The organism is Marinobacter sp. AN1, from assembly GCF_026013985.1.
Lineage (GTDB): Bacteria > Pseudomonadota > Gammaproteobacteria > Pseudomonadales > Oleiphilaceae > Marinobacter > Marinobacter segnicrescens.
The window spans coordinates 543,676-568,055 of sequence record NZ_CP110342.1 but is presented as its reverse complement, the minus strand read 5'-3'; the positions used below and the strand labels follow the sequence as shown (position 1 = coordinate 568,055).

Genomic DNA, 24,380 nt, shown 5'->3' with positions numbered 1-24,380 from the left:
GATATCTTCTGACCTCCAGCGAACATCTCTATGAATCCGGAACTCTTGTTCACACAAGCCTTGGGTCTGACGTCACCATGGGCTGTCGATGACATCGATTTTGACCCAAAGGCCCAGCGTATCGATTTCCGGGTCTCCTGTGAGGCGAAGCAATTACCGTGTCCTGGTTGTGGGCGATCTGATCAGCCTATTCACGACCGGAAACCGCGAACCTGGCGGCATTTGGACTTCTTCCAGTTTGCCGCCTATGTCCATGCCGAGGTGCCCCGGGTGCGCTGCGGCGGCTGCAAGAAGACCACTCAGGTGGAAGTACCCTGGGCTCGCCCGGGCAGCCGTTTCACCCTGCTATTCGAAGCCTTTGCGCTCACGTTGGCCAAGGCCATGCCGGTATCGACCACGGCAAGGCAGCTGAGGACTGATGACAGGGCCCTTTGGCGGGTACTGGACCACCATGTCACCCAGGCACAAGCTCGTGAAGACTACAGCACCGTGACCACCATCGGGGTCGATGAGACCGCCTGTCGGCGTGGCCATCACTACATCACGCTGGTGCATGACCTGGCCGAGCGCCGACTCATCTTTGCAACGCCCGGTCGTGACGCCCAGACTCTGAAAGGATTCTCTGAGGATCTTGCAAGCCATCAGGGCAAGGCTGATCAGATCCGGCACGCCAGCATCGATATGTCTAAAGCCTACATCAGCGGCCTGGGGCAGCACCTGCCCAACGCCGAAATCACCTTTGACCGGTTCCATATCATTCAGCTGGCAAATCAGGCTGTGGATGCCGTGCGCAAGTCTGAAGTACGCCACGACGCCCGCCTGAAGCGAACCAAATGGGCCTGGCTCACGGACATGGCCCGCTGGAGCAAAAAGCAGGATGAGGCCGTCTACGACCTGACCCGCTCCAACCTGAAGACCGCTCGTGCCTGGCGCATCAAAGAGGCCTTGCGTGACATCTTCCAGGCCAAGCCTGGTCGTGAACAAGCGGAAGGGTTACTGAAGCGATGGCACTCCTGGGCCAGACGCTGTCGGTTGGAACCGATGAAACAACTAGCTGCCACCATCAAGCGACACTGGGCCGGAGTCCTACAGGGCTTTGAAAGCGGCTTGAGCAATGGTTATGTCGAAGCCATGAACAGCCTGATCCAGGCGGCCAAGGCCCGTGCGCGCGGCTACGGCACGGCGAGCCACTTCATTGCCATCTGCTTTCTGATTGCCGGCAAGCTCAAGCATCTGCCAGCAAACCCGTTCCAGACGCCATTACAGAGAATGGTTGCAAGCTAATGTTCCACACAAAACGGAAGAGAGCCCGATTTATTGATGAAACCGGCAGCGGCGGTATTCACCCCATTCAAATCTGACTCTTTCAAGAAGTGCGGCCCGCCCTCAGAGATTTTCAATTTTGCATTCTGCGCGCAAACTATCGCGGCCACGCAGGCTGTCCGGGTAGGTTGGCCGCCGCCCACATCCCCGACACCGTTCCTGCAGTTAATGTTCAGTTAGAAGACGTTGGGCGACGGTATCTGCGACTTCCTCCTCCTACGCCAGGTAGTTGATCCATTAGGTCGATCCCATGGTCGTCTCCCAGCCAAGCTGCCGACAAACCGAAACAGTACCTTGAATCGAAGAATCCGCCGCGTGACTTTAGGTGATGTCTGCAACCTTTTTGCTGGTCATACTCAATAGGGAAAACGGCGTTTTGAGGGGGTAATTTCGTGTAATCATGATCTAAGCGCTTGTGTCAGGATGCTTGCCGACAGTCACTCCACAGACAGGGCGCTTTTTATGAATGGTTATTAAGGTGATATTTATGGAAGTAAAATACGATATGGCACTAATTGATTCTTCTGGTAATGAGCCCGCATACATAGCTCCTTCAGGTAGCCTATTATATTTGAAAGTGTTCTTTAGTTCAGAGAATTCCGGCGGCCAAGTGTCAGGCATTTATCTTCTAGAATATGGTCAGTCGAAAGACTGTGATTGGCTGGATTTTAATAGGCACTCAATGTCTTTCCCTCTCGGAAGATACGTGATGGATTCCGAGCTTTCGATCTTAGAAAATAATATACAAACCTTTCTGCCAAAGATTCAGGCCGGTTATAAAAGCGTGGGAATTGATGAACCGGCACAATTTGATATTACGGCCCTGAATGCAATTAATGAGTTGGTCGGGTCGATAACAGGATTGAAGCTGAAGTATAGTGATCCGTATGAGCCATTCGAGGTGTTTTCGAGAACATTCGCTGAAATGAGCGAATCAGATCTTGATATATTTAGAAAATACACAGATTTAAATCTTCGAGATTTGGCAATCAGAACTTCAGTTGCAACAACTCCTTGTATGCATCCATATGACGCTTTTGTTTTTATAAAGGAAACATGGGAAATGGCAAGAAAAATGGAATACTAGTCTTATTAGTACCCATCTAATTGGGTTGCCCAGTTCAGTGTTCGGCCTATATACATTGGACTGGGTCGCCCTTGATGTTCGCCTATCCCGCGACCGGAATGCTCATAAATCATGAGCTTGCTACCCAAAAGCGCGGATCGCTGGATCGGCAGAACGGCCCGAGACATAGAACACTGGGCTGGTGCTGGGCAGAAAAAGTGTTAAAAATGGAAATCTTATATTTTCCTAACTAAAACATGGTTCTAGGGGTGTTTTTGGTAAATGGCAACAATAGGGGTCAGGCCGATTTTCCGCCTATTTTCTGTGAAACAATAGTGGGGCAATGGTCAATCGGAGTAGAGCAGTCCCATGTTGGCACTAGAAGAGATCCTCGTAACAACACCTTCCTTGATGTATGTACGTGTCGATCAGATCGAGCCGGCTCCCTCATTAGGCCGGGAGACAATATCGTTAATAGCGAGTGCGGTACCGGCTCTGAGAGACAGTGCGGCATTGACACCTCTCGCGTTGCAATGGATTGCACACCTGCATCCACCTCTGCTGCGTCGACAACAACGTGGCGCACGCCGGTTCCATGTGCTGGCGAACCTTCGTACGGTAGAGCTATGCCAGCGCCTACCTGCGGATACGAGGGTACCGGCGTTAGTGACGACGGCTCACAAATCGGTTCCAGCCTCCGATATTGTTACAGCCACCCATTGCCTGTCTACCATCGCGCATGGACTGGATCTGCGATATGCGAGTCAATCTCTGTTACAGCTGATAACGCTCGCCGATCCCGGGCTTTTGCAGGAGCTATCCCCGAATTTCGCGAACCGTTCAACTATTGAGCAATGGCTAGGTTTGAATCGGCGGCGACAACTGCCGCCGCGTGAATACGCAACATCCGTTATGTCGGAGGCAACGTCCGATGAGTAGAGCATTTGACGGATTTGGAGAGCTGTCACGCGAGGAACAGTTCGCCCGGTTGGTTCTGCCGAGGGGTGATTGGGCAGAACTGGAGTTGGTCGAAACCGCCCTGCTACAAATCCTACCGAGATTTAAACAGTTTGGCTACGAGCTACCTCAGGCAGAAAAGCTGTTAACAATTTGCCGAGATGGACGAATGCGTGAATATGTAACGATTGACGCTAAAGCCGCCAGGGATGGAGGGCTGATGACAATCTACCCACAACATGGAGGGTTAAAGGAGCTAGCCCGGATTTCTCATAGTGCTCCAACAACCTTCGCAGACCAAGCCTGGTAGTGCCAGATCCGAGTGGTCATGGTCGAAGTTGGCGATTATTTAGCCAGTTTCCGGCATTCAGGCACAACTCCCCCTTTCCCCCATTGGTATCGGGCCGGGGGAGCCCGATTATCTACTGGGGCACCAAGCGCTGAACCAGTGCTGAGAGATCGTTCTTGTGTGGATAGCTATCACTCATCAACACCCGTATTCGGCGGGTGTTGCGGATGATGACTGCGCCAACCTTGATCAGCTTCAAGCGCAAGGTGCCGGCACTCATACGTTCGAAGGGCGTGTTTTTCAGATGCACCCGCAAACGCTCGAACAGGGTGTAGGCGAAGCCGGATAAGATCAGCCGCCACTGGTTGGTCCACCAGTGTGTGCTGGAGGTGCGACCGGCAAACAGATCCAGTTGTTGATCCTTGATCCGGTTCTCCATATCACCCCGTGCGCAATACTGTTCGTAGTAGAGCTTGAATCCGTCATCGTAGCGGGAGCTGATAACGAACCGGGGGTTCGGGCCTTGAGGGCCATATTCCAGGCGCGCAACCACCCAGCGTGGCTTATGCCAGCTTCGGGCTTTGTAGCGGAAGCGGAAGGTGCTGGCGAGCTTATGGCCATGAGCCTCGTAGTAGGTCCGGACTTTGTCCATGGCTGGGGCGGCAAGCGCCTCCAGCCGCTGGTTGCGGGCCATGCCTACGATGTAATCCACCTGGTTGCGATCGCACCAGGCCAGCAGTCGGGGCTTGCTGAAGTGGGAGTCGCCCCGGAACACGATCCGGGTCTGTGGCCAATACTCGCGAATAAATCGCACCAGCAGCGCCAGAATGGCCCAGCTGTGCCGGGCATCACCTCGATTGCTGGTGCGCAGATAGCTCACCAGCAAGTGCCTACCGCAGAAGACGTAAAGCGGGAAGTAGCAGTGATGGTCGTAATACCGGTTAAAGAACTTACCCGGCTGGTCGCCGTGCACCGGAATATCGGTGCCGTCAAAATCCAGCACGATTTCCTTGGGCGGCTTCTCATGCTGCTCGATAAAGTGGTGCCAGAGCAACTCATGCGCTTTGACAATGGTTTGCCGATCCATCGCCTGCTCCATTCGACAAAGCGTGGACTTGCCGGCCAGAGTCGAGGCATTCCCCGTGGCGGTTTGTAGTGCCTGATCAAAGCGAAGCGCTTCATGATCATTCAGATCTTCGTAGCCACCGGCCACACCGTAGACCCGTTGCCGGACCAGGGACTTGAGCTCATGACGAATCATCCGGGGATCCCGCTGGTCGGTCAGAGTCTCGGCCAGCCGTTGGGTTAACCGGTGTTGTTTGTCGACTTCGCGCAGTAACAGCAAGCCGGCATCGGAGGTGATATGGCCTCCGGAGAAGTCGGTTTCAATCTGGCGGCGGGAAAGTGGCGAGAAGGTCAGTTTTTGAGGTACCATTTTGGATAGCGGTTGTTGGTGTTGATTGATGGTGTAAGGTCCTGAAATTTTAACACTTTCAGCCGCTTTCTTTTATCCCCTCATGAGAAATTCGGGCTAGGAGTCTGCGCGGCAGAAACGTTTTGAGCCCTCGTTTCCGCCAGACCGGATCATTGTCTGGCCGGAAGGAGTGTTCGCGATATCGGATCGGCTCCATCATCGCTTTCGATCCAGCCAGTTAACCGGTTAAAGGGGCATCGCAGGGCCCCAGCTGTACCTACCGTGAGCCAAAGGCTGCCTCAGCGACTTATGCCAGCCTCATCAGTGAACTCATGCGCCTGAGATTGAGCGACAGACAGACAAGATCCCATTCACCCTGCACCGCCTGAAGGCCCCGCAAGCCGAACTGCCGGAAGCCCAGGACATTCTTGATCCAGCCATTCACCGCCTCAACCATGTGCTTGCGCTGAGCGTAGACTGCTCGCCCCTCCGCCGTGGTAAGCTTCTCCTCCATGCGGGCCGTCGCCGGGTACCGGCTCGCGTTTATATCTCCGGTTTTTTGCCTTCCCGGCGCAGCGAGACGTAGCCATCTATGCCTTTTGTCTCCAATGCCTGCAAGTCTTCCTCTTTGCGATAACCCGCATCAGCCAGACATTGGCCCGGGTAACTTCCCAGAGTTTCTTTTACCTCGCCCAGCAGCGGCACCAGACAGCCGTTATCACTGGGGTTGTTACCCTGGCGGTTGCCCACGATGATCTGGAACTCGCCATCCACGGCCAGTTGGCCGTTATAGCATTGCTGGAACCCATCATTCGTTTTCATGATCCGGCTTTGGGGGTCGGTAAAGTTACTCTGAGCCTTGTCCTCCGGAACTCCATAATCTCTCTTGAAGTTCCGGCCACCCTTGGGTGAGCGGCGATCATCGTCTGGATGCCGGCCTTTGGCCTCATCTTGCGTTTTTTGATCCGCTTCCAGTTTCTCCTTCGCTGCCCGGATCTTGTCCAGCCGCCCCTGACGGTGCTGAAGCTCTTCGGGTAACTCGTCGCCCCGCTGATCCGGGCCAAACTGTTGGTCTTCCGATTCATCCACACGGCGAGCCTGGCCACAAAGCTCATCAACCTCTTTTGACAGACGGGCTTCTTCCTCCCGCATGCGGTCATAGCTCATGGCCTTGTGCTTACTGGCGTTGGCCCGGACCTTGGTGCCATCAATCGCCAGCGTACCGAGAGTAACCAATTCCGCTTCCTGGGCGATCCGGACCACCTGAATAAATACGGCCTTGAACGCAGCCAGGTGTTGCTTGCGAAAATCGCAGATAGTGCGGTGTCTGGGGAAATTGCCAGCCGCCAGGACCCGAAGGGCGACATCTTCTTCCAACTTCCGGGCGATCTTTCGTGATGAAAACACGCCGGTCGCGTACGCATAGATCAACACCTTCAACATCATCCGCGGATCGAAAGGCGAGTTGCGCCGACCGCTCCCTTCATACCGGGCGTAGAAGGCACTCAGATCCAGTTCCTCGACCACGTCACTGATGAAATAGGCCAGATGCCCTTCGGGCAGCCACTCGTTCAGGCTCGGGGGAAGAAGCAGTTCCTGATCAGGTGAATAGGGGCGGAAGGTGGTTCCCATCGGATTCTCCGGTGCTGAAGAATTTTTACGTATTATGCCAGAAGGTGGCTCCTGCCGCGCAGACTCCTAGACTGCCCCTTGATTCACAACAGATAATAGATCACCTGCTCAATGGGGGCAGGGGGCTTCTGGGCACACCAATTAATCATGGTTGGTGCCGATAACATGCTGGAGAATATTTTGATTAGTTGCCCCAAGTGTGAAGGGGTGTGAGTATGGTGCTACTATGATTTCCCTGATGATTGACCTAAAGGAGAAGCTCATGAAATGTCCAGTATGCGAGAGTGTTGATCTGACGATGGCCGATCGACAAGGTGTGGAAATTGATTATTGCCCCAAATGCCGGGGCGTGTGGCTGGACCGGGGGGAGCTGGACAAGATCATCGAGCGTAGTGCCGTAGAACTGGCGCCGCCACCACGTCGCGAGCCAGAACCCCGAGGCTATGACAAGCACGGCGGTTACGGCAAGCATGGAGGCCATGGCAAACATGGGTATCGCCGCAAGTCCTGGTTGTCGGAAATTTTTGATTAGACAGGTTTGTTCAGGCGGCGCAACTCGGGTGGACATGGGCCTGCCTGGTGTCACCGCGGCGCAGGATCCTTACGTCTGGACTTTGACCTGGGGCCTTGACGCGCACCGCGGTCATCTGGTGGTCAAGGATGCGATACGTTGTGTTGGCGGAGGTGAACGTCACCCTTAGAGGAAGCAAATCATGGGACATCATCTTTTCCGGCGACCCAAACACAGACGGTATCGCGACATGGGTGGGTATTATGAGGGCGATGACCATTCCGGCTATCGCGAACGCAGAGCCCTGCCGGTGCTGAATATTCCGACCTCGGTCATCGTGGCCGGGCTGGTCATATGGTCTGCGCTTTCGCTCGGCGCTTGGTGGCTGGTCGATCCGGTCCTCTCCTGGATCTCCGGTGCAGCCGGGCCACTGGCCGATACCGGAGCGGGGCTTGCGAAGTGGTTTGGCCTTGGGGAGGAAGCCACGGCTTTACGTGATGCGGCCAATATTGAGGGGCTGCTCGGCTGGGCGGGTGGATCGATTCATTTTCTTGTCAAGACGGTCGTTCTGCTGGTTTGGGTTGCAGGGCTGATCGCGCTGATTGCAATACCCGCTGTCCTGCGACGAGGACAACGGCGACAGTAGTGCCCGAAGACTGATCGGAACCACCTTGCGCATGACATCCGAACCTCCGGTCATGACCGGACCGCTTCTCTTTCTCGACCATGTCGAGAAATATGTGTTACGGCTCTCTGTCCTTTTCATTGCGGACAATGGCGAGTGCCCGGAGCCAATCGAAACGGTCCACGGCGTACATACAGCGGAAATCCTCGCGGAATACGATCATATGACCGTTTGGCGAGCACGCTTCGACCTGCCCGCAAACCGCTCGTCCTGTTATGCCTGGAACGGCCAAAGTTACTCCTTGGCAAGTGATTTTCGAGGCGATATACGGATCGCCTATGTGTCCTGCAACGGCGAGCAAATCGGCGATCTGGAGCGCGAAGGGTCCGAGCGCAATGCGATGTGGGCACGCCTGACAGAAGATCACCGGAACGCGCCGTTTTCCCTGCTGCTGCACGGTGGCGATCAGGTCTATGCTGACCAAGTCACCGAGGGTCACCCCCTGAGCGAGGACTGGCCCGAACATATCCCCAAGGATCCTTCGCGCGCCGATCTTGCCGATTTGCGCCATTATTTGCGCGAACGCTTCCTGGAGCGCTACGTGGCGCTTTATCGTGCGCCGGAATTTGTCTGGATCGCCGCGCGCGTGCCGTCTCTCATGCAGTGGGACGACCACGATATTTGCGATGGCTGGGGATCGCTACCGGGGTCGAAGACCGACACACCGGTCGGCCAAATCCTGTTTGATGTTGCCCGCGAGAGTTTTTTGACCTTTCAGCATGCCGCAGTAGATGGTGATCTGCCTGAACGGTTCCACGATCCTGCCGGGCTGCATCTGGGCTGGAGTGTTCGCACAGCCGGTCTGCGCCTCCTTGCACCTGATATGAGGTCGGAGCGTACGCGCCACGAGGTAATGGGGGACGGCGGCTGGAAGATGATTCGAGCTGAGGCCTCGACCCCGGTGCAGGGTCACACGTTCCTGATGTCCAGCGTGCCGTTGCTGGGTCCACGCCTGTCGGTGCTTGAGGCTCTGATGGTCGCCATCCCCAAAATGCAGAAATACGAGGACGATCTGCGCGATCAGTGGCAAAGCCGCGCTCACCGTGACGAATGGTGCGATATGCTTCGGGTGATCCGGGACATGGCGCTTGCCAACGGCCATGATGTCACGGTGCTTTCGGGGGAAATCCACCTGGCGACGCGTGCCACGATGAAGCTCGGCGCCGGTCGCTGGTTACACCAGCTGGTTGCCTCGGGCATTGCGCATCGCGCCCCGCCAAGGGTGTGGGCACGAATTCTGGGGGCCCTTGCACAATTTGGTGAATCGCCGCTCAAGGCGTGTCCGATCCGAATCCCATGTATCCCCGGTCAGAAGTCGCGCTATATTGCGGAACGCAACTATCTGGTGCTTGAGCGGCGTTCAGATATATGGCGCGCCCGTTGGGCTCTGGAAGAGAGCGGGATAACACCGCCCCTTATTCTGTGATAATAATCTTCACACATGTATGTAAGGCCGCTAGCGCGGTCGTCGGAGTTTGCGCAGCCGATGATCCAGCACCAATGACCTGTAAATTGTGTGTTATTACCTGCCTTTTTCAATCCGTCATTCACGTCAAGCAGAAGCTCGAACAAATGAACACGCCTTGTATCCCCATCCAGGAAGAGTGGTCCGAGAGTTTGTTCGATCCACTTCATTGGGAGCTTCCTGCAACGGCTTCCTGTTGTCTGGTTGATTACACCGACATTTCCGCATTGGATACCCTACCCACGGGTGTAACAGGTGGAGCAAAACGAAATGCGAGCAAGCGCAGTGCGTTGAACACGACGACAATAGTCGACCCTTCGTGAACCGCCACCGCAGGTCCAATCCCAAGACCGAGAATCGTCGCGGGAACCAGCAAGGCAACAACGCCCAGGCTGAACCACAGGTTCTGTCGAATGATTGAGCTCGTCGACCGGCTCAACGCCACGGCGAAGGGCAAATGGTTCAGGTTATCCGCCATCAGAGCCACATCGGCGGTTTCCAGCGCGACATCCGAGCCCGCCGCGCCCATGGCAATGCCGACTGTGGCGTTCGCCATCGCGGGAGCGTCGTTGACGCCGTCGCCAACCATCGCTACTTTAGCCTCTGCGCGCAGTTTTTTGATCGTCTCCACCTTATCATCGGGCATCAGATCACCGCGTGCCTCGTCAAGGCCGACAGCCCGCGCGACAGCGTCCGCGACCTGCTGATTGTCGCCAGAGATCATGATCATCCGGCGAATGCCGATCGTGCGCAGCGTCTCTATCACCGCCGGTGCCGCTTCGCGCGGCGTATCCATCAGCCCAATCACGCCAAGATATCGGTCGCCTTGGCGAACAACCATCGTGGTGCGGCCGTTCGCTTCCAATGCTTCTATTTGGATCTTCAGAGAAGGAGGAATGGCAGGGCCGCCAATCTCCGCGAACAGGTCATCCTTACCGATGTAGGTTGTCTCGCCCTCGACGTCTGCCACGACCCCGCGGCCCGTAATGCTGCGCAGGTTCAATGACTCGGCGGCAGGCGTATCGCCCAGGCGTTCGCGTCCACCCCTGACAACGGCAGCGGCGAGGGGATGGTCGCTCAACATCTCGACCCCAACCGCCACCCGCAGAAGCTCCTCTTCCGCTACGTCATCGGCCGTCACCACATCGACGAGCTTCGGCTTGCCTTCTGTCAGTGTGCCGGTCTTGTCGAAGGCGATGGCCGTCAGCCGCCCCAGATTTTCGAGCGGGGCACCGCCTTTGATCAGAACACCGCCACGGGCGGCGCGTGCGACCCCGCTGAGAACCGCGCTTGGCGTCGCGATCGCAAGCGCACAGGGGCTTGCCGCTACCAGTACAGCCATGGCGCGATAGAAGGTGTCGCTGAAAGGTTCGTCGACGACGAAGCCCGCAAACAAAAGCGCAACGGCAAGAACCAGAACCGCCGGTACAAAGATGCGTTCGAACCGGTCGGTCAGGCGCTGGGTGGGCGATTGGTTGGTTTCGGCCTCGTTCACCATCTTGACGACGCGGGCGAGGGTCGAATCCGCCGATGTGCGCGTGACTTGAATTTCCAACGCACTGCCGCCGTTGATCGTACCGGCAAAGACACGGTTTTCGGCATCCACGAGGTCGGGTTTTTCCGCGGCAACGGTCGCATCCCCGACGGGTGATTTGTCCACCGGCACGCTCTCGCCTGTGATCGGTGCTTGATTGACGCTGCTTTCACCCTTGATGACGAACCCGTCCGCGGCCAGACGCTCGTTCGGCTTCACCAGCACGATGTCACCGACCCGCAAAGCATCGACGGCGATCTCTTCGACCTTGGCATCCCGGCGCACGGTGGCGGTTTTGGGCGCCAGGGCGCCAAGCGCTTCGATGGCCCGCTTGGCGCGACCCATGGCATAGCCTTCCAGCGCATGGCCAAGACTGAAGAGGAGCAGCAACAATGCGCCCTCGGCCCATTCACCAAGCGCTGCCGCGCCCGCCGCCGCCACCAGCATCAGAAAATCAATCTCGAACCGGCCAGTGCGCACACTGTCAATAGCCTCGCGCAGGGCGTAGTAGCCGCCGAAGAAATAGGCGGGCACGAGGACGAACAGGGGTGCCCATGGCGGCGTCGCCACGAACTTCGGCAAAAGCCAGCCAATCAGCAACAGCGCACCGCACAAGGCCACAAAAATAAGTTCCGTTTGCGCACCAAATATGCCGCCATGCTCATGATCGTGTGCTTCTCCAGTCGGCTCATGCGGTCTGGATTCGTCTTGTACCAGCGACAGTCTCATGTTCTGAAGGGCATTGCGCAGAGTGTTTTCATCAGTTTGCCTTCGATCAAATTCAATCCGCAGCGGCCCCTTGGCATTGGCCTCGGCCTCTACAACCCCCGGGAGACTGCGCAGCTGTGCGCTGACCGCTCTTGCCCGACGTTGATCCGGAATACCTTCAACCTGCCACACGAGGTGCCCGAACTGAGAGGTAATCTCTGCCCCGAACGCCTTGGCGACTTCGCGGACTCGTTCAAGCGAAAGCAATGCGGGGTCGTAATGAATACATAGCTCCATGCCCCCACCGCTTTCTGTATTGCGAACGTGGGCGATAGAGACACCTTCACGAGTTTCCAGGCTCTCGGCTAGCCGCTGTGCACAAGCCCCATGCGCATCCGGCGTGTCGGGAAGGAGGAGCGGGAGGTCAAGGCGAAGTGTTTTTTCCATGGTTGCACATCCTATCTTTTGTTGAAACCAAAACGCGACTGGGATCGGTACCTGGAATATGCTGCGAGACAAACGCAAAGCCGCAGGCACACAACGCTGCTGCCGCGTAGGCTATCATGCTGGCTTCGCGGCGGTGCCATAACCGATCCATTCCGGTCAGCCCGCCCAACACCGTGCTGGCGATTGTTTTGCTCGCAAGCTGCAACTGAAATTTCCAAGCCAACTTCTTTCTCCAGTGTTTTTGTCTTTATCCGTTCAAGTAGGCGTAGATGATATATTCTGCACCGAATTCACTGCTTGTCGCTTCTGCCCGGTGTGTGCGTCAGGTTGACAATACGCGACACCAATCGACATGGAGTACATGGGGCTTATTGCAAGCGCAATGCGAGCTGACGCGTTATTGCCTCCTCTACTGATTTTCTACATGATATCCCTGTGTGATGTGTTCTTGGGCCTCACGGGCATCCAGTTCCCTAGCCCGGATTTCTCATGAAGAAGGTAGCATGAGGAAGGAAGAAGCGGCTTAAAGTGTTAGAATTCAAGTTCCTACACAAAAACCCACACTAAAAGCCGCTATCCAAAATGGTACCTCAAAAACTGACCTTCTCGCCACTCTCCCGCCGCCAGATTGAAGCCGATTTCTCCGGAGGCCATATCACCTCGGATGCCGGTGTGTTGTTACTGCGCGAAGTCGATAAACAACACCGGCTAACCCAGCGACTGGCCGAGACGCTGACCGACCAGCGGGATGCCCGCATGATTCGTCATGGGCTCAACACCATGATCCGGCAGCGCGTCTACGGCGTGGCCAGCGGCTACGAAGATCTGAATGATCATGAAGCGCTTCGCTTTGATCAGGCACTACAAACCGCCACGGGGAATGCCTCGACTCTGGCCGGCAAGTCCACGCTTTGTCGAATGGAGCAGGCGATGGATCGGCAAACCATTGTCAAAGCGCATGAGTTGCTCTGGCACCACTTTATCGAGCAGCATGAGAAGCCGCCCAAGGAAATCGTGCTGGATTTTGACGGCACCGATATTCCGGTGCACGGCGACCAGCCGGGTAAGTTCTTTAACCGGTATTACGACCATCACTGCTACTTCCCGCTTTACGTCTTCTGCGGCCGGCACTTGCTGGTGAGCTACCTGCGCACCAGCAACCGGGGTGATGCCCGGCACAGTTGGGCCATTCTGGCGCTGCTGGTGCGATTTATTCGCCAGTATTGGCCACAGACCCGGATCGTATTCCGGGGCGACTCCCACTTCAGCAAGCCCCGACTGCTGGCCTGGTGCGATCGCAACCAGGTGGATTACATCGTAGGCATGGCCCGCAACCAGCGGCTGGAGGCGCTTGCCGCCCCAGCCATGGACAAAGTCCGGACCTACTACGAGGCTCATGGCCATAAGCTCGCCAGCACCTTCCGCTTCCGCTACAAAGCCCGAAGCTGGCATAAGCCACGCTGGGTGGTTGCGCGCCTGGAATATGGCCCTCAAGGCCCGAACCCCCGGTTCGTTATCAGCTCCCGCTACGATGACGGATTCAAGCTCTACTACGAACAGTATTGCGCACGGGGTGATATGGAGAACCGGATCAAGGATCAACAACTGGATCTGTTTGCCGGTCGCACCTCCAGCACACACTGGTGGACCAACCAGTGGCGGCTGATCTTATCCGGCTTCGCCTACACCCTGTTCGAGCGTTTGCGGGTGCATCTGAAAAACACGCCCTTCGAACGTATGAGTGCCGGCACCTTGCGCTTGAAGCTGATCAAGGTTGGCGCAGTCATCATCCGCAACACCCGCCGAATACGGGTGTTGATGAGTGATAGCTATCCACACAAGAACGATCTCTCAGCACTGGTTCAGCGCTTGGTGCCCCAGTAGATAATCGGGCTCCCCCGGCCCGATACCAATGGGGGAAAGGGGGAGTTGTGCCTGAATGCCGGAAACTGGCTAAATAATCGCCAACTTCGACCATGACCACTCGGATCTGGCACTACCAGGCTTGGTCTGCGAAGGTTGTTGGAGCACTATGAGAAATCCGGGCTAGGGAAGCGTCAAAGCATCGAGTCATCCCGGTGGAAACTCGCCACGTTGGTAATGATTTGCGTTGATGAATGGCGTCAAAGATTGAGCACAGCTCATTCTGATCTAAGCTCGCGAGAGGATTTTGCTAAACGGATGGACAGTGTTTGGCGTTCGGTACGGCTGATTTCACCTGCGGCACTAGAGTATTTGCCCGACCTGCAGCAATCTCCCCGGCGGATTCACAGACAGCTTGAGTCGGTAGTCCAAAAAATCGATTCTAGAAAGATCCCTGACTACTCGAACCAGGTTAGTCGCTTCCACAATCTCCGGCTTTTTTTCGAATCGTTTTTGCGGCTTGGGGAGTATACCCCTCGGTCAGGAAAGCGCTCGCATAAAGAAGTGCAGGTGGAAGTCTCCTTTGATCGTGACAAGTTTGACCCAGAGGCTGATGTTGATTCGGTAGCGGCAAAAAATCGGTTAGTAACTCATAAGAGATCCAGGGCAGAGCTCCATAATGCGGAACATTACATACACGGTAACGCCCCAGAGGAACTGATTGACGGCCCCCAGTTTTTTCAGAGCGTAGAGCCGCTTGAGATTAACCGGGGCGCAAGTTTGGCGTCGGCGGCCCGCCAGCAGATTGGCCGCAATGTGAATCGTCGCCGAGCAGCGCAGCTCCTGCCAGGTCGTTGGGAGGTATTGAATGATTCTGAGGTGAAAAAGCTGGGCGCCAGGCTTGTTAAGGCTCCAGAAAACGAGTTTGCCAGTTCGGTAGCGTTGATGCTGGTTTTATTGACTGGCCGAGAGCTCAAAGATGTACTGACGTTCCGTGTCGTCAGGCAACGTGATCAGCTGCGCAATAAACGTTCGGTCGCAAAGGCCTTTTTGGTCACTGATTCCGCTGAGTGGGTAGCCGGAGTTGTTCGGCCTTCGGAGCGAAAAACGGTTACAGACAAGAGAAAGAGCCATCTACAGCGCCACCATGAGGACGTTTGTCTCCCAATCCCCCAGCATATCTGGGATTTGATATCACCATGGGTTCAGACCCGAGCTAGAGGTGCGAAGACCGCAAGCGCTGAACTTTTCACAGAAAATGATAAACGGGAAATTCCTGACCAGGCTCAGGCAATGATTTCCTCCATCAATCGTGGCAGGGCTGCGCGTCTTACATTGTTCCGTATTGCCTATCATCTCACCGAGGAACTTCATCGAGAAACGGGAGATCTGATCGAAGCCCTATTAATAAGCGGTCGTGAACCTCCCACTGGCCCCTCTGCGGCCCTCTATTACCATTATGTGAATCGCCAACGTTTGGTGGACTATTACGTGGCTGTGACAAATCGATGGCAGCAACTCATATTTCCGGATGCGCCTGTTGTTTTTCGCCAGGGAGAGTTCGGGCTGGATGGAGTCGTGGGTTCTGATCTGGTCATAAAAACGAATGTCATAAGATCAGCCATTCGCGGCCTAAGAGAGCAGTGTCAGTACGACTACGAGCGATTAGGCGTCCAGGGTGGACTACGTGATCTTCATAACTCGCTGACTAACTATACGTTGTTGATGCTGTTGTGGCTGACTGGCTATCGTGCGGTTCAAGACCCTGTGGCCCGGGTCACCGATTTTAACTTTCATCGCGGCACTCTCATCATCACCGATAAAACCTCGGACGGAAATGGCCACAGTCGTCTTGTTCCCTTGTGTCGCCCACTGCAGGAACAACTCCGCATCTATCTGGCGCATACAGAACGTGTAAGGCAGCGTCTTGCCATCATTGAGCACCGCAACCACCCCACGCTGTTTTTCTATTTGGACGAAGATCTGAATGAACTGCAGGTTCGCCCCAAATCGATGGAGGAGCACCTCTGGGCGTACACAATGCCGTTAAACCTGAACCGCCACTGGCTGCGGGGAGCATTACGGCAGCGAGGTGTCTGCGGTAGCTACGTTAACGCATTCATGGGGCATTGGGGCGCAGGTCAGGAACCCTGGGGCAAGTTCAGCAGCATTGATCCATTGGATTATCGTGAGACTGTGTGTGAGGCATTGGACAGCATCGCTACAGAACTCGGGTTCGACGTTGTAACGGAGTCGTACTGATGTCAGACCAAGGTTTGAGGGCGTGGATTGGTTGGTCTGAGCCAGTGCAGCAGCTACAAAGTCGCATCTCACGCTTGGAAAAGAGCTCACCAACTGGAGAAAAGCGCCGCGAACTCGACAGGGCTCAAATCAAGTTTCGGATCTACGAATCAGCGCTAAATCGACTGCGGGGATGGAGTTCGGACCTCTACCGGGGCGAGCCTGGGGTTGAGTTGTCGGACGATGAGAGCGGTGAGTTGGTTCAGGTCGTGTGTTCGAAACTGACCGGATACATGATGAGGGACGCCCACAGATTCCTTGTCCGGGGCCTAGAGCGAGGTATGAAGGAGCTGCGATGGATGCTGCAACTCCCTGCACCGCTCACGGTCAATATTACCGAACCATCGAGTATCTCTCCGGAAGTTGGGCAGCGAATTAGCCAGTTCGATACCTTGGAAACGTCGTTCTGGAAGGAATTGAAGAACCCTGGGCCGACACTCGATATAGCAGCGATGGAGCTGGACGCCGGTCGATTGCTCTACTCAATGATCGCCCATTCCGGGTTGGTTAATCTCATGCTCCTGGAGCGTCTCCCCATTGCCATTCAGACGGGTGCGGGTGTACATGGGCAAATCGTTTGGCTGGATCTGACCAGTGATGTGGCAGGGGAACAAACAACCCTCCTGCGCCGGGTTTTTCCCTCCCCGGTAACGCAAACTCTCTTGGTTCGTTGGTATCGGCGGTGGGGCAGGAAGTGGCCAGCGGTTAAAGCTAAACCTGACGAAAAGAGCATTAATTTTAAGTATTTATTGAAACCATACGTCATGCGTCTTTGCGTGATAGCAGGTCTGCCCGAGGGGGTTGCGCATAATATATCATCGATAGCGCAGGCTGACCTGGCGATGCGAGTACCGACCTCTGTGCTGCATTTTTTACGCAGTCGCATGCTGGGGATGCCGATGCCCGTAGAGAACTGGTATCGGTTGTTAACTGGTCAGCAAGGGTTGCTCAAGACTTCCTATGAGCCTACCGAAAAGGCACGCGTCAAACAGGGTGCTAGGGTACAGTTGGTGACCGAATTTCCTGACCAGCACCCGCTTTTACAGCAGATGAATGACGCCATTCGTAACGTAAAAGCGAAGGCGATCCCATCCGAGTTGGAGCGGTTTCTCCAGCGGCAAGGCATATCCCCCATACTGCAGCTAATGGGGCATTGGGCGATTGACCTGGCTCGGTACGGCGGCAGGAAGAAAGATAAACTACTGGCTGACACGATCGCTACTTACCTGAGTCGTATTAGCCCTTTGCTGGATCATGCTGACGCTTTCTCGGACCCGTTTCTGTTGGACGCAGACAGCTGGCAAGACGTCTATGACAATATTCTGGGACGAACCCACGGGGGCATCTCAAACCGGATTAGCGCACTTAACGACTTCCACCAGTTTGTCGAGCGCACCTATGGCATTCCGCCTGTAGACATCGGAGGCATCAGTGGGCAGGCCCGGGTGGATGCCCGGCTACTGTCTCCGCGGGAATACTATCGGGTGAAGGGAGTATTGAAAGCGCGAGCTAGAACAGATCGATGGGCATCGGTTCAGGAGCTCGTGCTGATTCTCGGGTACCGTTGCGGACTGCGCCGCAATGAAGCGTTGGGGAGGCTGTTCGCGGACTTCGCAGGTATCGATGACCCGCTTTTGGACGATGTGCAGTTGTTAGTGCGGCCTAATAAAAACGGCAGGATTAAAACAGAAGCGGGTACGCGCACTCTGCCCCTCCGTATCCTCTTGACCGAAGAGGAGCTTAATCGACTGGAGGGGTTCTGCGCAGACCGGAGGCAACTGATTTCAGGCAATCCTGGGATGCGTTCGATTTTTGCGGAGGAAGTCGGTGGGTATCGAGCGATGCCGCAGGCGCAAATTTTTGACCCGCTGACACGATTGGTCAACGAGGTAACCGGTGATGGCACGTTCCGGTTTCACCATTTGCGCCACAGTTTTGTCAGTTTGGTGTTTCTGCGTCTAATCGAGAATTGGCCTGGGGAGCATATACCAGCTGAATGGCGGCAGGACGAGGAGGGCAAAAACTGTTTGCCATCCATGGATGCGCCATTTTGGCAGAAGTTGAGGCTGCCTGGACCGGGACAGGCTCTATGGGAGGTAGGAATGCTGGCCGGGCACGCATCGCCATCAATATCTCTGCACAGCTACTCTCATCTGGTGGATTGGCTCGCTCGCTCATTTCTGTGGCGGCGCAACAACCCGAATTTGCATATTCGAGAACAGGCGGCCCTGTTGGGCAAGTCTTTGGCCGCTACGGAAAAATTCCGGCAGAGGCAGGAAATTCCAAGCGATAAACGGCTGGCTAGTCACCTCGCTGAGAAACTGGCGGAGCATTGGCCACGTGTCGGGCGCAAGGTGTTGCCCAAACTGCGCGAGTATGTGCCACCTGAATTATCTGAACCCGACGAATTAGAGCCACACCAAACCATCACGTATCGAGATGCCTATGAGTTGATGTTGGCCATGGAGACTATCGTTCCCGTTGGAGGCGGAGAGACTGCCCGTCGGGGCTTGAGAGCGGCAGCAAACCTTAAAGCAGTCGATTATGAGATCGCAGTGAAATGGCATTGTAACGCCGTAAAGGCGATGTCTTTACGAACGAATCGTGAACGAAACCCGCTTGAGCCTTCGCCTGCGCCACCGAAGGCTAACCGGTCCCGGTTATCCACTGAGCGGGAAGAGGTCCGTCGTTCCATTGAGGAAAAAGATCATCGAAAAGGTGACGTAGAGCTGCAAAGCTTTATTAGTCCCCCGAAAACACCAGATACCAAAGCTTTTGCGAAGAAGTATTTTGGTAGGCTGATGCAGTGGTACCAGGATCATCCGGACTTGGCCATCGAGACTTTTTTTAAGGTTCTTGAAAGTTCTCAGCGAAGTAAGGGCGAAATCGTAATAAGAGATGTGCCAGGGCAAAAAAGGTACTATCAGATGTTGTGTCAAATGCGGTTAAAGAGCCGGGTTACAATAAGAATTAGAATTACACGGGAAATGATAGAAAGGGAAACGGAGATAGTCGATTATTGGGAAGCGCGGTTCAATACTGAACGAGATCGTATTAAGCTGGAACCAATAGAGAAGAGTTTAGAGCTTGGACTGTTTGGGAAGAGCCGTATTTTGGTAGAGCCACCATCAGAATTATACAAGACTCAGAATCTCTTCTGGAGCGTTCTGCGATTTGTGGTGCTTTCGGCTTATGTCGTGAATGCTGAGCCATCTGGAGATGATTGGGAATTCTATCGGAACGAACCAGGGCACCAACGATTGATGCCCTGAACTTACTAGCAGGGTTGAATAACCTGCACGTGAAGATTTGACGCCCTTGGTTGGTCACTAATCCTCAGCGCCGCAGAAACCCGCTGTCCTGGGGTGGGGTACCACCCCGAGGGCATGCGGAGCTCATGCATGATGGCCACGGCATGCCTCCCCCGGCAGAGAAGGACCAGGCGCCACACCCTAACCCGGATTTCTCATAGTGCTCCAACAACCTTCGCAGACCAAGCCTGGTAGTGCCAGATCCGAGTGGTCATGGTCGAAGTTGGCGATTATTTAGCCAGTTTCCGGCATTCAGGCACAACTCCCCCTTTCCCCCATTGGTATCGGGCCGGGGGAGCCCGATTATCTACTGGGGCACCAAGCGCTGAACCAGTGCTGAGAGATCGTTCTTGTGTGGATAGCTATCACTCATCAACACCCGTATTCGGCGGGTGTTGCGGATGATGACTGCGCCAACCTTGATCAGCTTCAAGCGCAAGGTGCCGGCACTCATACGTTCGAAGGGCGTGTTTTTCAGATGCACCCGCAAACGCTCGAACAGGGTGTAGGCGAAGCCGGATAAGATCAGCCGCCACTGGTTGGTCCACCAGTGTGTGCTGGAGGTGCGACCGGCAAACAGATCCAGTTGTTGATCCTTGATCCGGTTCTCCATATCACCCCGTGCGCAATACTGTTCGTAGTAGAGCTTGAATCCGTCATCGTAGCGGGAGCTGATAACGAACCGGGGGTTCGGGCCTTGAGGGCCATATTCCAGGCGCGCAACCACCCAGCGTGGCTTATGCCAGCTTCGGGCTTTGTAGCGGAAGCGGAAGGTGCTGGCGAGCTTATGGCCATGAGCCTCGTAGTAGGTCCGGACTTTGTCCATGGCTGGGGCGGCAAGCGCCTCCAGCCGCTGGTTGCGGGCCATGCCTACGATGTAATCCACCTGGTTGCGATCGCACCAGGCCAGCAGTCGGGGCTTGCTGAAGTGGGAGTCGCCCCGGAACACGATCCGGGTCTGTGGCCAATACTCGCGAATAAATCGCACCAGCAGCGCCAGAATGGCCCAGCTGTGCCGGGCATCACCTCGATTGCTGGTGCGCAGATAGCTCACCAGCAAGTGCCTACCGCAGAAGACGTAAAGCGGGAAGTAGCAGTGATGGTCGTAATACCGGTTAAAGAACTTACCCGGCTGGTCGCCGTGCACCGGAATATCGGTGCCGTCAAAATCCAGCACGATTTCCTTGGGCGGCTTCTCATGCTGCTCGATAAAGTGGTGCCAGAGCAACTCATGCGCTTTGACAATGGTTTGCCGATCCATCGCCTGCTCCATTCGACAAAGCGTGGACTTGCCGGCCAGAGTCGAGGCATTCCCCGTGGCGGTTTGTAGTGCCTGATCAAAGCGAAGCGCTTCATGATCATTCAGATCTTCGTAGCCACCGGCCACACCGTAGACCCGTTGCCGGACCAGGGACTTGAGCTCATGACGAATCATCCGGGGATCCCGCTGGTCGGTCAGAGTCTCGGCCAGCCGTTGGGTTAACCGGTGTTGTTTGTCGACTTCGCGCAGTAACAGCAAGCCGGCATCGGAGGTGATATGGCCTCCGGAGAAGTCGGTTTCAATCTGGCGGCGGGAAAGTGGCGAGAAGGTCAGTTTTTGAGGTACCATTTTGGATAGCGGTTGTTGGTGTTGATTGATGGTGTAAGGTCCTGAAATTTTAACACTTTCAGCCGCTTTCTTTTATCCCCTCATGAGAAATTCGGGCTAAGGCCAAAATAACGTTTCGGCATTAATTGTATGCTCAGAATGGTGAACTTGTCCGACCAGTACGCCAGACGAATCTCGGCCTGTTGAGCGTCAGCCATAGTCCACCTCCAGCGTATTCAGATCGTACTCCAGCTGGCGGACGAACCAGGCAAGACTTTCCTCCCCGGGCAGCATCCGGTGAGCAAGCATCTGACGGCACACCCAGGTCTCTAGTGCCTCCAGATTCGATCGTTCACCACCCAGTCCCAGGTGCAGTACTAACCCCCTCCCCTTGGGAATCTGGAAAGCCGCATTCAACGCGCTGGCCACATTGCGAATCACCCTCCTCTCGCGAGGAAGAAGGTTTGTCAGCGGAACGAACGTTAAACCTGGCGTGGTATCGCTGATATCGAACTCAGTTTTCATGGCACACCTCCTCATCCGTTTCCGCTGAAGCATCGAACTCGGTAATAAGAAGCCGCTCGAACGCGGAACCATCACGGCGGGTCAGGTTGGGCACATAGCGGCTATAGACCCGGAACAGCATCTCGGTTGTGGTATGCCCCATCTGCCGGGCAATCCACTCCGGGTTCTCGCCTGCGGCAAGCCAGAGTGTGGCAGCAGTGTGGCGAGTCTGGTAAGGCCGGCGCTTACGCAGGCCAAGGTGCCTGAGCAACGGATACCACACCCTCTTGGTTACGTTGTTATGGGACAGGGGCGTCCCCGACCGGGTGCAGAACACAAACTTCCTGTCGCCGGTCGCCCGCTGCTGCTCCTTGAGAGCGTCATATACCAGCTGCGACATCTCGATGTTACGGAACGAGCCGTCGTTTTTGGTGTAGCCCAGCTCACCATTCACCAATGACTGCCTTACCAGAATTTGTCGGCGTTTAAAGTCCACATATTCCCACTGCAGCCCGTCGATTTCTCCGGTACGCATACCGGTGAAGAAGCGGACTGTGTAGTAGTTTCGGAAGTCCGGACGAACCGACGCCAAAATCAACTTCACCTCGTCCAAGTCGAATGGCTCCACATCCGTGCGGGGCACCTTCAGGGATTTGATCCCGTGATAGGGTGAGCTAAACTCGTACCGGTTGGCTGCCTCTCCCAGAATCATGCGCAAAGGCGTCATGATTCGGTTGATACGACTAGTGGAAAGCTGCTTCCCGCTCCGGGTGGTTACTTTGGCGAGTGAAGCCCGGAAGTCGAGAATGTCTTTCTTGGTGATGCGGCCAACTTCTTTCTCTCCGAATTCTGGATTCAGGTAGTTCTTCAGCGTTCCCTCCACCGTGGTAATGTGCGATTTGCGCCACTGGATTCGCATTTCATTTAACCAGTCACGAGAAAAGTCAGCGAACAGTGGTGTTTCTGCCTGAGCACGAACCACTTCGGCTGCTTCCAGCTTGGTATCCGGTGCAAAATTCTTTGCACGGGGGCTACTGGGAAAGTAACTTGCGTAGTCGAAGGTGCCCAGGGTAATTTCCGCTTCGATTTTCTTCAGAATGCGCTCCAGCTTCCTGCGGTTGGTGGGCGTGTCATCCAAGGTTGTCTGTTCCCTGCAGCGTTTGTTCCTGTATCTGAAATCGAAGAACAACTTGCCGGATTCCGGGCGAGCGACAATTTTACCCATGGCACACACCTCCACCGGCCATTGGGACCGCCAATGCGTCGTCTGCGGACTGCTCCAGCATGTCTCGTTCAATCACGTTCCAGATATATAGGATCTTCCTTCCCCCGAAGGGCCGCACATAGTGAATCCCCTCGATCAGTACAGAGTCTTTCAACCTCTCCCGAATGGTGCGCACATCATATTTGATGCGCTGGGCGAGTTCCTCGGTAGTCAGATACTCCTGTGACATGACTAATCACCTCTGATATCGTTGAGTGCTGGAGGACATACCGCATAACTAGCGCCTCAAAATGTCCTCCTGAAGATCATTATGCACTCATAAAGACCTTTTGCAAGTCTTTTTGATCTCCTGTGGGTTAATTTGTTCTTTGGTGGGCCAAATGATTAAGTGCCATCTGTCTAAGCTGATGGGCGAGAAGAAGCTAAAAATCGTCGACGTGGCGAGAGAAACGGGGGTTAACCGGGGCACTATCACCCGGCTTTATCACGAAACCGCCAGTCGCGTAGAGCTCGAAACTATCGAAGCACTTTGCCGATATCTGGACTGTGACGTCGGTGATTTGTTCGAGTTCGTAGACGAGCGGTGAGCAAAGCTCTGGCATGGAGTAGTACAGGCAATGGCAATACCTGATTTTCAGTCAGTCATGCGTCCGGTTCTTCAAGTGGTTAGCGACGGTCAGCCTCGGACCTTGGCCCATGTGCGCGAGGCCGTGAAAGACGCGTTTGAGCTGTCAGAGGAAGAACGGAAAGAGCGTCTGCCATCCGGGAATCAGACGGTAATCAACAACCGGGTGGGCTGGGCAAGGACATACCTCAATAAAGCCGGACTTCTCACGATTCCGGAAAGAGGCATGGTGCAGATCACCGAGCGAGGCCAGGATGCATTATGCAATGGACCCGAGCGCATCAGTGTTGCATGGCTAAAACAGTTTCCCGAGTTCCATGACTTCCATACCCAGAAACCAAAACCTGTCAGCGATTCCTTGAAGTCGGCGGACGACACCACTGAAGAGGCTACGCCCGACGAGCAACTCGCTTCTGCGCACCAGTCTTTGATGGAAAACCTTGCCGACGAAGTGCTGGATAGCATCCGCAAAGCATCACCCTCTTTTCTGAAAAACTGGTCGTCGATCTTATGATCTCGATGGGCTATGGCGGGTCCAGGAAAGAGGCGGGGCAGGCTACGCAAACGACCAACGACGATGGAATTGACGGGATCATAAAGGAAGACAAACTTGGCTTGGATACCATTTACCTTCAAGCCAAGCGCTGGATCAATACGGTACACCGACCTGAAATCGACAAGTTTATCGGCGCGTTGACCCGGCAGCGCGCCCGCAAAGGTGTGTTCTTGACGACCTCAGATTTTTCAACGGGAGCCCGAGAGGCTGCTGCCGGGCTCGATATGAAGGTCGTATTGATTGATGGTCGCGAATTGGCCCAGCTGATGATTGAGAACAATCTGGGTGTCAACGTGAAAGATGTCTACGAGGTGAAGCAAGTAGATACAGACTACTTCGTCGAGGACTAGGACGACGTGCCCCTCCCCCTCGTGCA

At 55.2% G+C, this 24,380-nt stretch carries 19 protein-coding genes and 1 pseudogene; 12 read left to right on the top strand and 8 right to left on the bottom strand.

All coding sequences use genetic code 11. The features are described from left to right. The first annotated feature begins 30 nt into the window (after window positions 1-30). From LJ360_RS02440 to LJ360_RS02430, 3 genes are all read left to right on the top strand, one after another. Window positions 31-1,284: an ISL3 family transposase gene (locus LJ360_RS02440; RefSeq protein ID WP_264994661.1), complete on the top strand. Its 1,254-nt coding sequence runs from the start codon at window positions 31-33 to the stop codon at window positions 1,282-1,284. Between the two features lie 526 nt (window positions 1,285-1,810). Beyond that, window positions 1,811-2,410 carry a hypothetical protein gene (locus tag LJ360_RS02435; RefSeq protein WP_264995145.1) on the top strand — a complete coding sequence of 200 codons (600 nt, stop codon included), beginning with the start codon at window positions 1,811-1,813 and terminating at the stop codon, window positions 2,408-2,410. Between the two features lie 910 nt (window positions 2,411-3,320). Continuing rightward, complete coding sequence (locus tag LJ360_RS02430) at window positions 3,321-3,656, top strand: hypothetical protein (RefSeq protein WP_264995144.1); 336 nt, start codon at window positions 3,321-3,323, stop codon at window positions 3,654-3,656. Window positions 3,657-3,768: 112 nt separating this feature from the next. Here LJ360_RS02430 and LJ360_RS02425 read toward each other — a convergent pair whose 3' ends face one another. Together LJ360_RS02425 and LJ360_RS02420 are read right to left on the bottom strand one after the other, a co-directional pair. Beyond that, the gene (locus tag LJ360_RS02425; protein ID WP_011784498.1) at window positions 3,769-5,070 is read right to left on the bottom strand and encodes an IS1380-like element ISMaq3 family transposase; all 1,302 of its coding nucleotides are present in this window, start codon (window positions 5,068-5,070) and stop codon (window positions 3,769-3,771) included. Between the two features lie 286 nt (window positions 5,071-5,356). Next, window positions 5,357-6,681: pseudogene (locus LJ360_RS02420) on the bottom strand (IS1182 family transposase). Window positions 6,682-6,943: 262 nt separating this feature from the next. Between LJ360_RS02420 and LJ360_RS02415 the strand changes: the two are divergent. The 3 genes from LJ360_RS02415 (at window position 6,944) to LJ360_RS02405 (ending at window position 9,303) form a co-directional block, all read left to right on the top strand. Continuing rightward, window positions 6,944-7,213, top strand: a complete 270-nt coding sequence (locus LJ360_RS02415) for a zf-TFIIB domain-containing protein (protein WP_172515652.1) — start codon at window positions 6,944-6,946, stop codon at window positions 7,211-7,213. Window positions 7,214-7,394: 181 nt separating this feature from the next. Then, entirely contained in the window at window positions 7,395-7,838 is a 444-nt protein-coding gene (locus LJ360_RS02410; RefSeq protein WP_039882014.1) for a hypothetical protein, read from the top strand. Between the two features lie 31 nt (window positions 7,839-7,869). Continuing rightward, entirely contained in the window at window positions 7,870-9,303 is a 1,434-nt protein-coding gene (locus LJ360_RS02405; RefSeq protein WP_074211047.1) for an alkaline phosphatase D family protein, read from the top strand. Between the two features lie 247 nt (window positions 9,304-9,550). On the opposite strand, the gene LJ360_RS02400 is transcribed toward LJ360_RS02405, so the two are convergent. Both LJ360_RS02400 and LJ360_RS02395 read right to left on the bottom strand, forming a co-directional pair. Beyond that, complete coding sequence (locus tag LJ360_RS02400; protein ID WP_008173696.1) at window positions 9,551-12,031, bottom strand: heavy metal translocating P-type ATPase; 2,481 nt, start codon at window positions 12,029-12,031, stop codon at window positions 9,551-9,553. Continuing rightward, the gene (locus tag LJ360_RS02395) at window positions 12,009-12,254 is read right to left on the bottom strand and encodes a hypothetical protein (RefSeq protein WP_136632012.1); all 246 of its coding nucleotides are present in this window, start codon (window positions 12,252-12,254) and stop codon (window positions 12,009-12,011) included. The genes LJ360_RS02400 and LJ360_RS02395 overlap by 23 nt, the downstream gene beginning before the upstream one ends. Window positions 12,255-12,613: 359 nt before the next feature. Here LJ360_RS02395 and LJ360_RS02390 point away from each other — a divergent pair, with 359 nt between their 5' ends. The 3 genes from LJ360_RS02390 (at window position 12,614) to LJ360_RS02380 (ending at window position 19,467) form a co-directional block, all read left to right on the top strand. Beyond that, entirely contained in the window at window positions 12,614-13,915 is a 1,302-nt protein-coding gene (locus tag LJ360_RS02390; protein ID WP_264994259.1) for an IS1380 family transposase, read from the top strand. Window positions 13,916-14,212: 297 nt separating this feature from the next. Then, window positions 14,213-16,156, top strand: coding sequence for a hypothetical protein (locus LJ360_RS02385; RefSeq protein ID WP_264995143.1), 1,944 nt, complete (start codon window positions 14,213-14,215; stop codon window positions 16,154-16,156). Window positions 16,157-16,476: 320 nt separating this feature from the next. Then, window positions 16,477-19,467: a hypothetical protein gene (locus LJ360_RS02380; protein ID WP_264995142.1), complete on the top strand. Its 2,991-nt coding sequence runs from the start codon at window positions 16,477-16,479 to the stop codon at window positions 19,465-19,467. Between the two features lie 346 nt (window positions 19,468-19,813). On the opposite strand, the gene LJ360_RS02375 is transcribed toward LJ360_RS02380, so the two are convergent. From LJ360_RS02375 to LJ360_RS02360, 4 genes are all read right to left on the bottom strand, one after another. Further along, the gene (locus LJ360_RS02375) at window positions 19,814-21,115 is read right to left on the bottom strand and encodes an IS1380-like element ISMaq3 family transposase (protein ID WP_011784498.1); all 1,302 of its coding nucleotides are present in this window, start codon (window positions 21,113-21,115) and stop codon (window positions 19,814-19,816) included. Window positions 21,116-21,304: 189 nt separating this feature from the next. Continuing rightward, complete coding sequence (locus tag LJ360_RS02370; protein WP_264995141.1) at window positions 21,305-21,619, bottom strand: hypothetical protein; 315 nt, start codon at window positions 21,617-21,619, stop codon at window positions 21,305-21,307. Further along, window positions 21,609-22,823, bottom strand: coding sequence for a site-specific integrase (locus LJ360_RS02365; RefSeq protein ID WP_264995140.1), 1,215 nt, complete (start codon window positions 22,821-22,823; stop codon window positions 21,609-21,611). Before LJ360_RS02365 ends, LJ360_RS02370 begins: the two co-directional genes overlap by 11 nt. Beyond that, on the bottom strand, window positions 22,816-23,052 hold the full coding sequence (locus LJ360_RS02360; RefSeq protein ID WP_264995139.1) for a hypothetical protein: 237 nt from the start codon (window positions 23,050-23,052) through the stop codon (window positions 22,816-22,818). Before LJ360_RS02360 ends, LJ360_RS02365 begins: the two co-directional genes overlap by 8 nt. A 151-nt stretch (window positions 23,053-23,203) precedes the next feature. Between LJ360_RS02360 and LJ360_RS02355 the strand changes: the two genes are divergently transcribed. The 3 genes from LJ360_RS02355 to LJ360_RS02345 are packed head-to-tail and all read left to right on the top strand — an operon-like array spanning window position 23,204 to window position 24,354. After that, window positions 23,204-23,410 carry a helix-turn-helix domain-containing protein gene (locus LJ360_RS02355; RefSeq protein WP_264995138.1) on the top strand — a complete coding sequence of 69 codons (207 nt, stop codon included), beginning with the start codon at window positions 23,204-23,206 and terminating at the stop codon, window positions 23,408-23,410. Between the two features lie 30 nt (window positions 23,411-23,440). Further along, window positions 23,441-23,962: a winged helix-turn-helix domain-containing protein gene (locus tag LJ360_RS02350; RefSeq protein ID WP_264995137.1), complete on the top strand. Its 522-nt coding sequence runs from the start codon at window positions 23,441-23,443 to the stop codon at window positions 23,960-23,962. Beyond that, window positions 23,959-24,354: a restriction endonuclease gene (locus LJ360_RS02345; RefSeq protein WP_264995136.1), complete on the top strand. Its 396-nt coding sequence runs from the start codon at window positions 23,959-23,961 to the stop codon at window positions 24,352-24,354. Before LJ360_RS02350 ends, LJ360_RS02345 begins: the two co-directional genes overlap by 4 nt. Window positions 24,355-24,380 lie beyond the last annotated feature (26 nt).

Coding starts and splice junctions, on each gene's coding strand:
- LJ360_RS02440 (WP_264994661.1), top strand. CDS start 31: ATGAATCCGGAACTCTTGTTCACACAAGCCTTGGGTCTGACGTCACCA.
- LJ360_RS02435 (WP_264995145.1), top strand. CDS start 1,811: ATGGAAGTAAAATACGATATGGCACTAATTGATTCTTCTGGTAATGAG.
- LJ360_RS02430 (WP_264995144.1), top strand. CDS start 3,321: ATGAGTAGAGCATTTGACGGATTTGGAGAGCTGTCACGCGAGGAACAG.
- LJ360_RS02425 (WP_011784498.1), bottom strand. CDS start 5,070: ATGGTACCTCAAAAACTGACCTTCTCGCCACTTTCCCGCCGCCAGATT.
- LJ360_RS02415 (WP_172515652.1), top strand. CDS start 6,944: ATGAAATGTCCAGTATGCGAGAGTGTTGATCTGACGATGGCCGATCGA.
- LJ360_RS02410 (WP_039882014.1), top strand. CDS start 7,395: ATGGGACATCATCTTTTCCGGCGACCCAAACACAGACGGTATCGCGAC.
- LJ360_RS02405 (WP_074211047.1), top strand. CDS start 7,870: ATGACATCCGAACCTCCGGTCATGACCGGACCGCTTCTCTTTCTCGAC.
- LJ360_RS02400 (WP_008173696.1), bottom strand. CDS start 12,031: ATGGAAAAAACACTTCGCCTTGACCTCCCGCTCCTCCTTCCCGACACG.
- LJ360_RS02390 (WP_264994259.1), top strand. CDS start 12,614: ATGGTACCTCAAAAACTGACCTTCTCGCCACTCTCCCGCCGCCAGATT.
- LJ360_RS02385 (WP_264995143.1), top strand. CDS start 14,213: ATGGACAGTGTTTGGCGTTCGGTACGGCTGATTTCACCTGCGGCACTA.
- LJ360_RS02380 (WP_264995142.1), top strand. CDS start 16,477: ATGAAGGAGCTGCGATGGATGCTGCAACTCCCTGCACCGCTCACGGTC.
- LJ360_RS02375 (WP_011784498.1), bottom strand. CDS start 21,115: ATGGTACCTCAAAAACTGACCTTCTCGCCACTTTCCCGCCGCCAGATT.
- LJ360_RS02370 (WP_264995141.1), bottom strand. CDS start 21,619: ATGAAAACTGAGTTCGATATCAGCGATACCACGCCAGGTTTAACGTTC.
- LJ360_RS02365 (WP_264995140.1), bottom strand. CDS start 22,823: ATGGGTAAAATTGTCGCTCGCCCGGAATCCGGCAAGTTGTTCTTCGAT.
- LJ360_RS02360 (WP_264995139.1), bottom strand. CDS start 23,052: ATGTCACAGGAGTATCTGACTACCGAGGAACTCGCCCAGCGCATCAAA.
- LJ360_RS02355 (WP_264995138.1), top strand. CDS start 23,204: ATGATTAAGTGCCATCTGTCTAAGCTGATGGGCGAGAAGAAGCTAAAA.
- LJ360_RS02350 (WP_264995137.1), top strand. CDS start 23,441: ATGGCAATACCTGATTTTCAGTCAGTCATGCGTCCGGTTCTTCAAGTG.
- LJ360_RS02345 (WP_264995136.1), top strand. CDS start 23,959: ATGATCTCGATGGGCTATGGCGGGTCCAGGAAAGAGGCGGGGCAGGCT.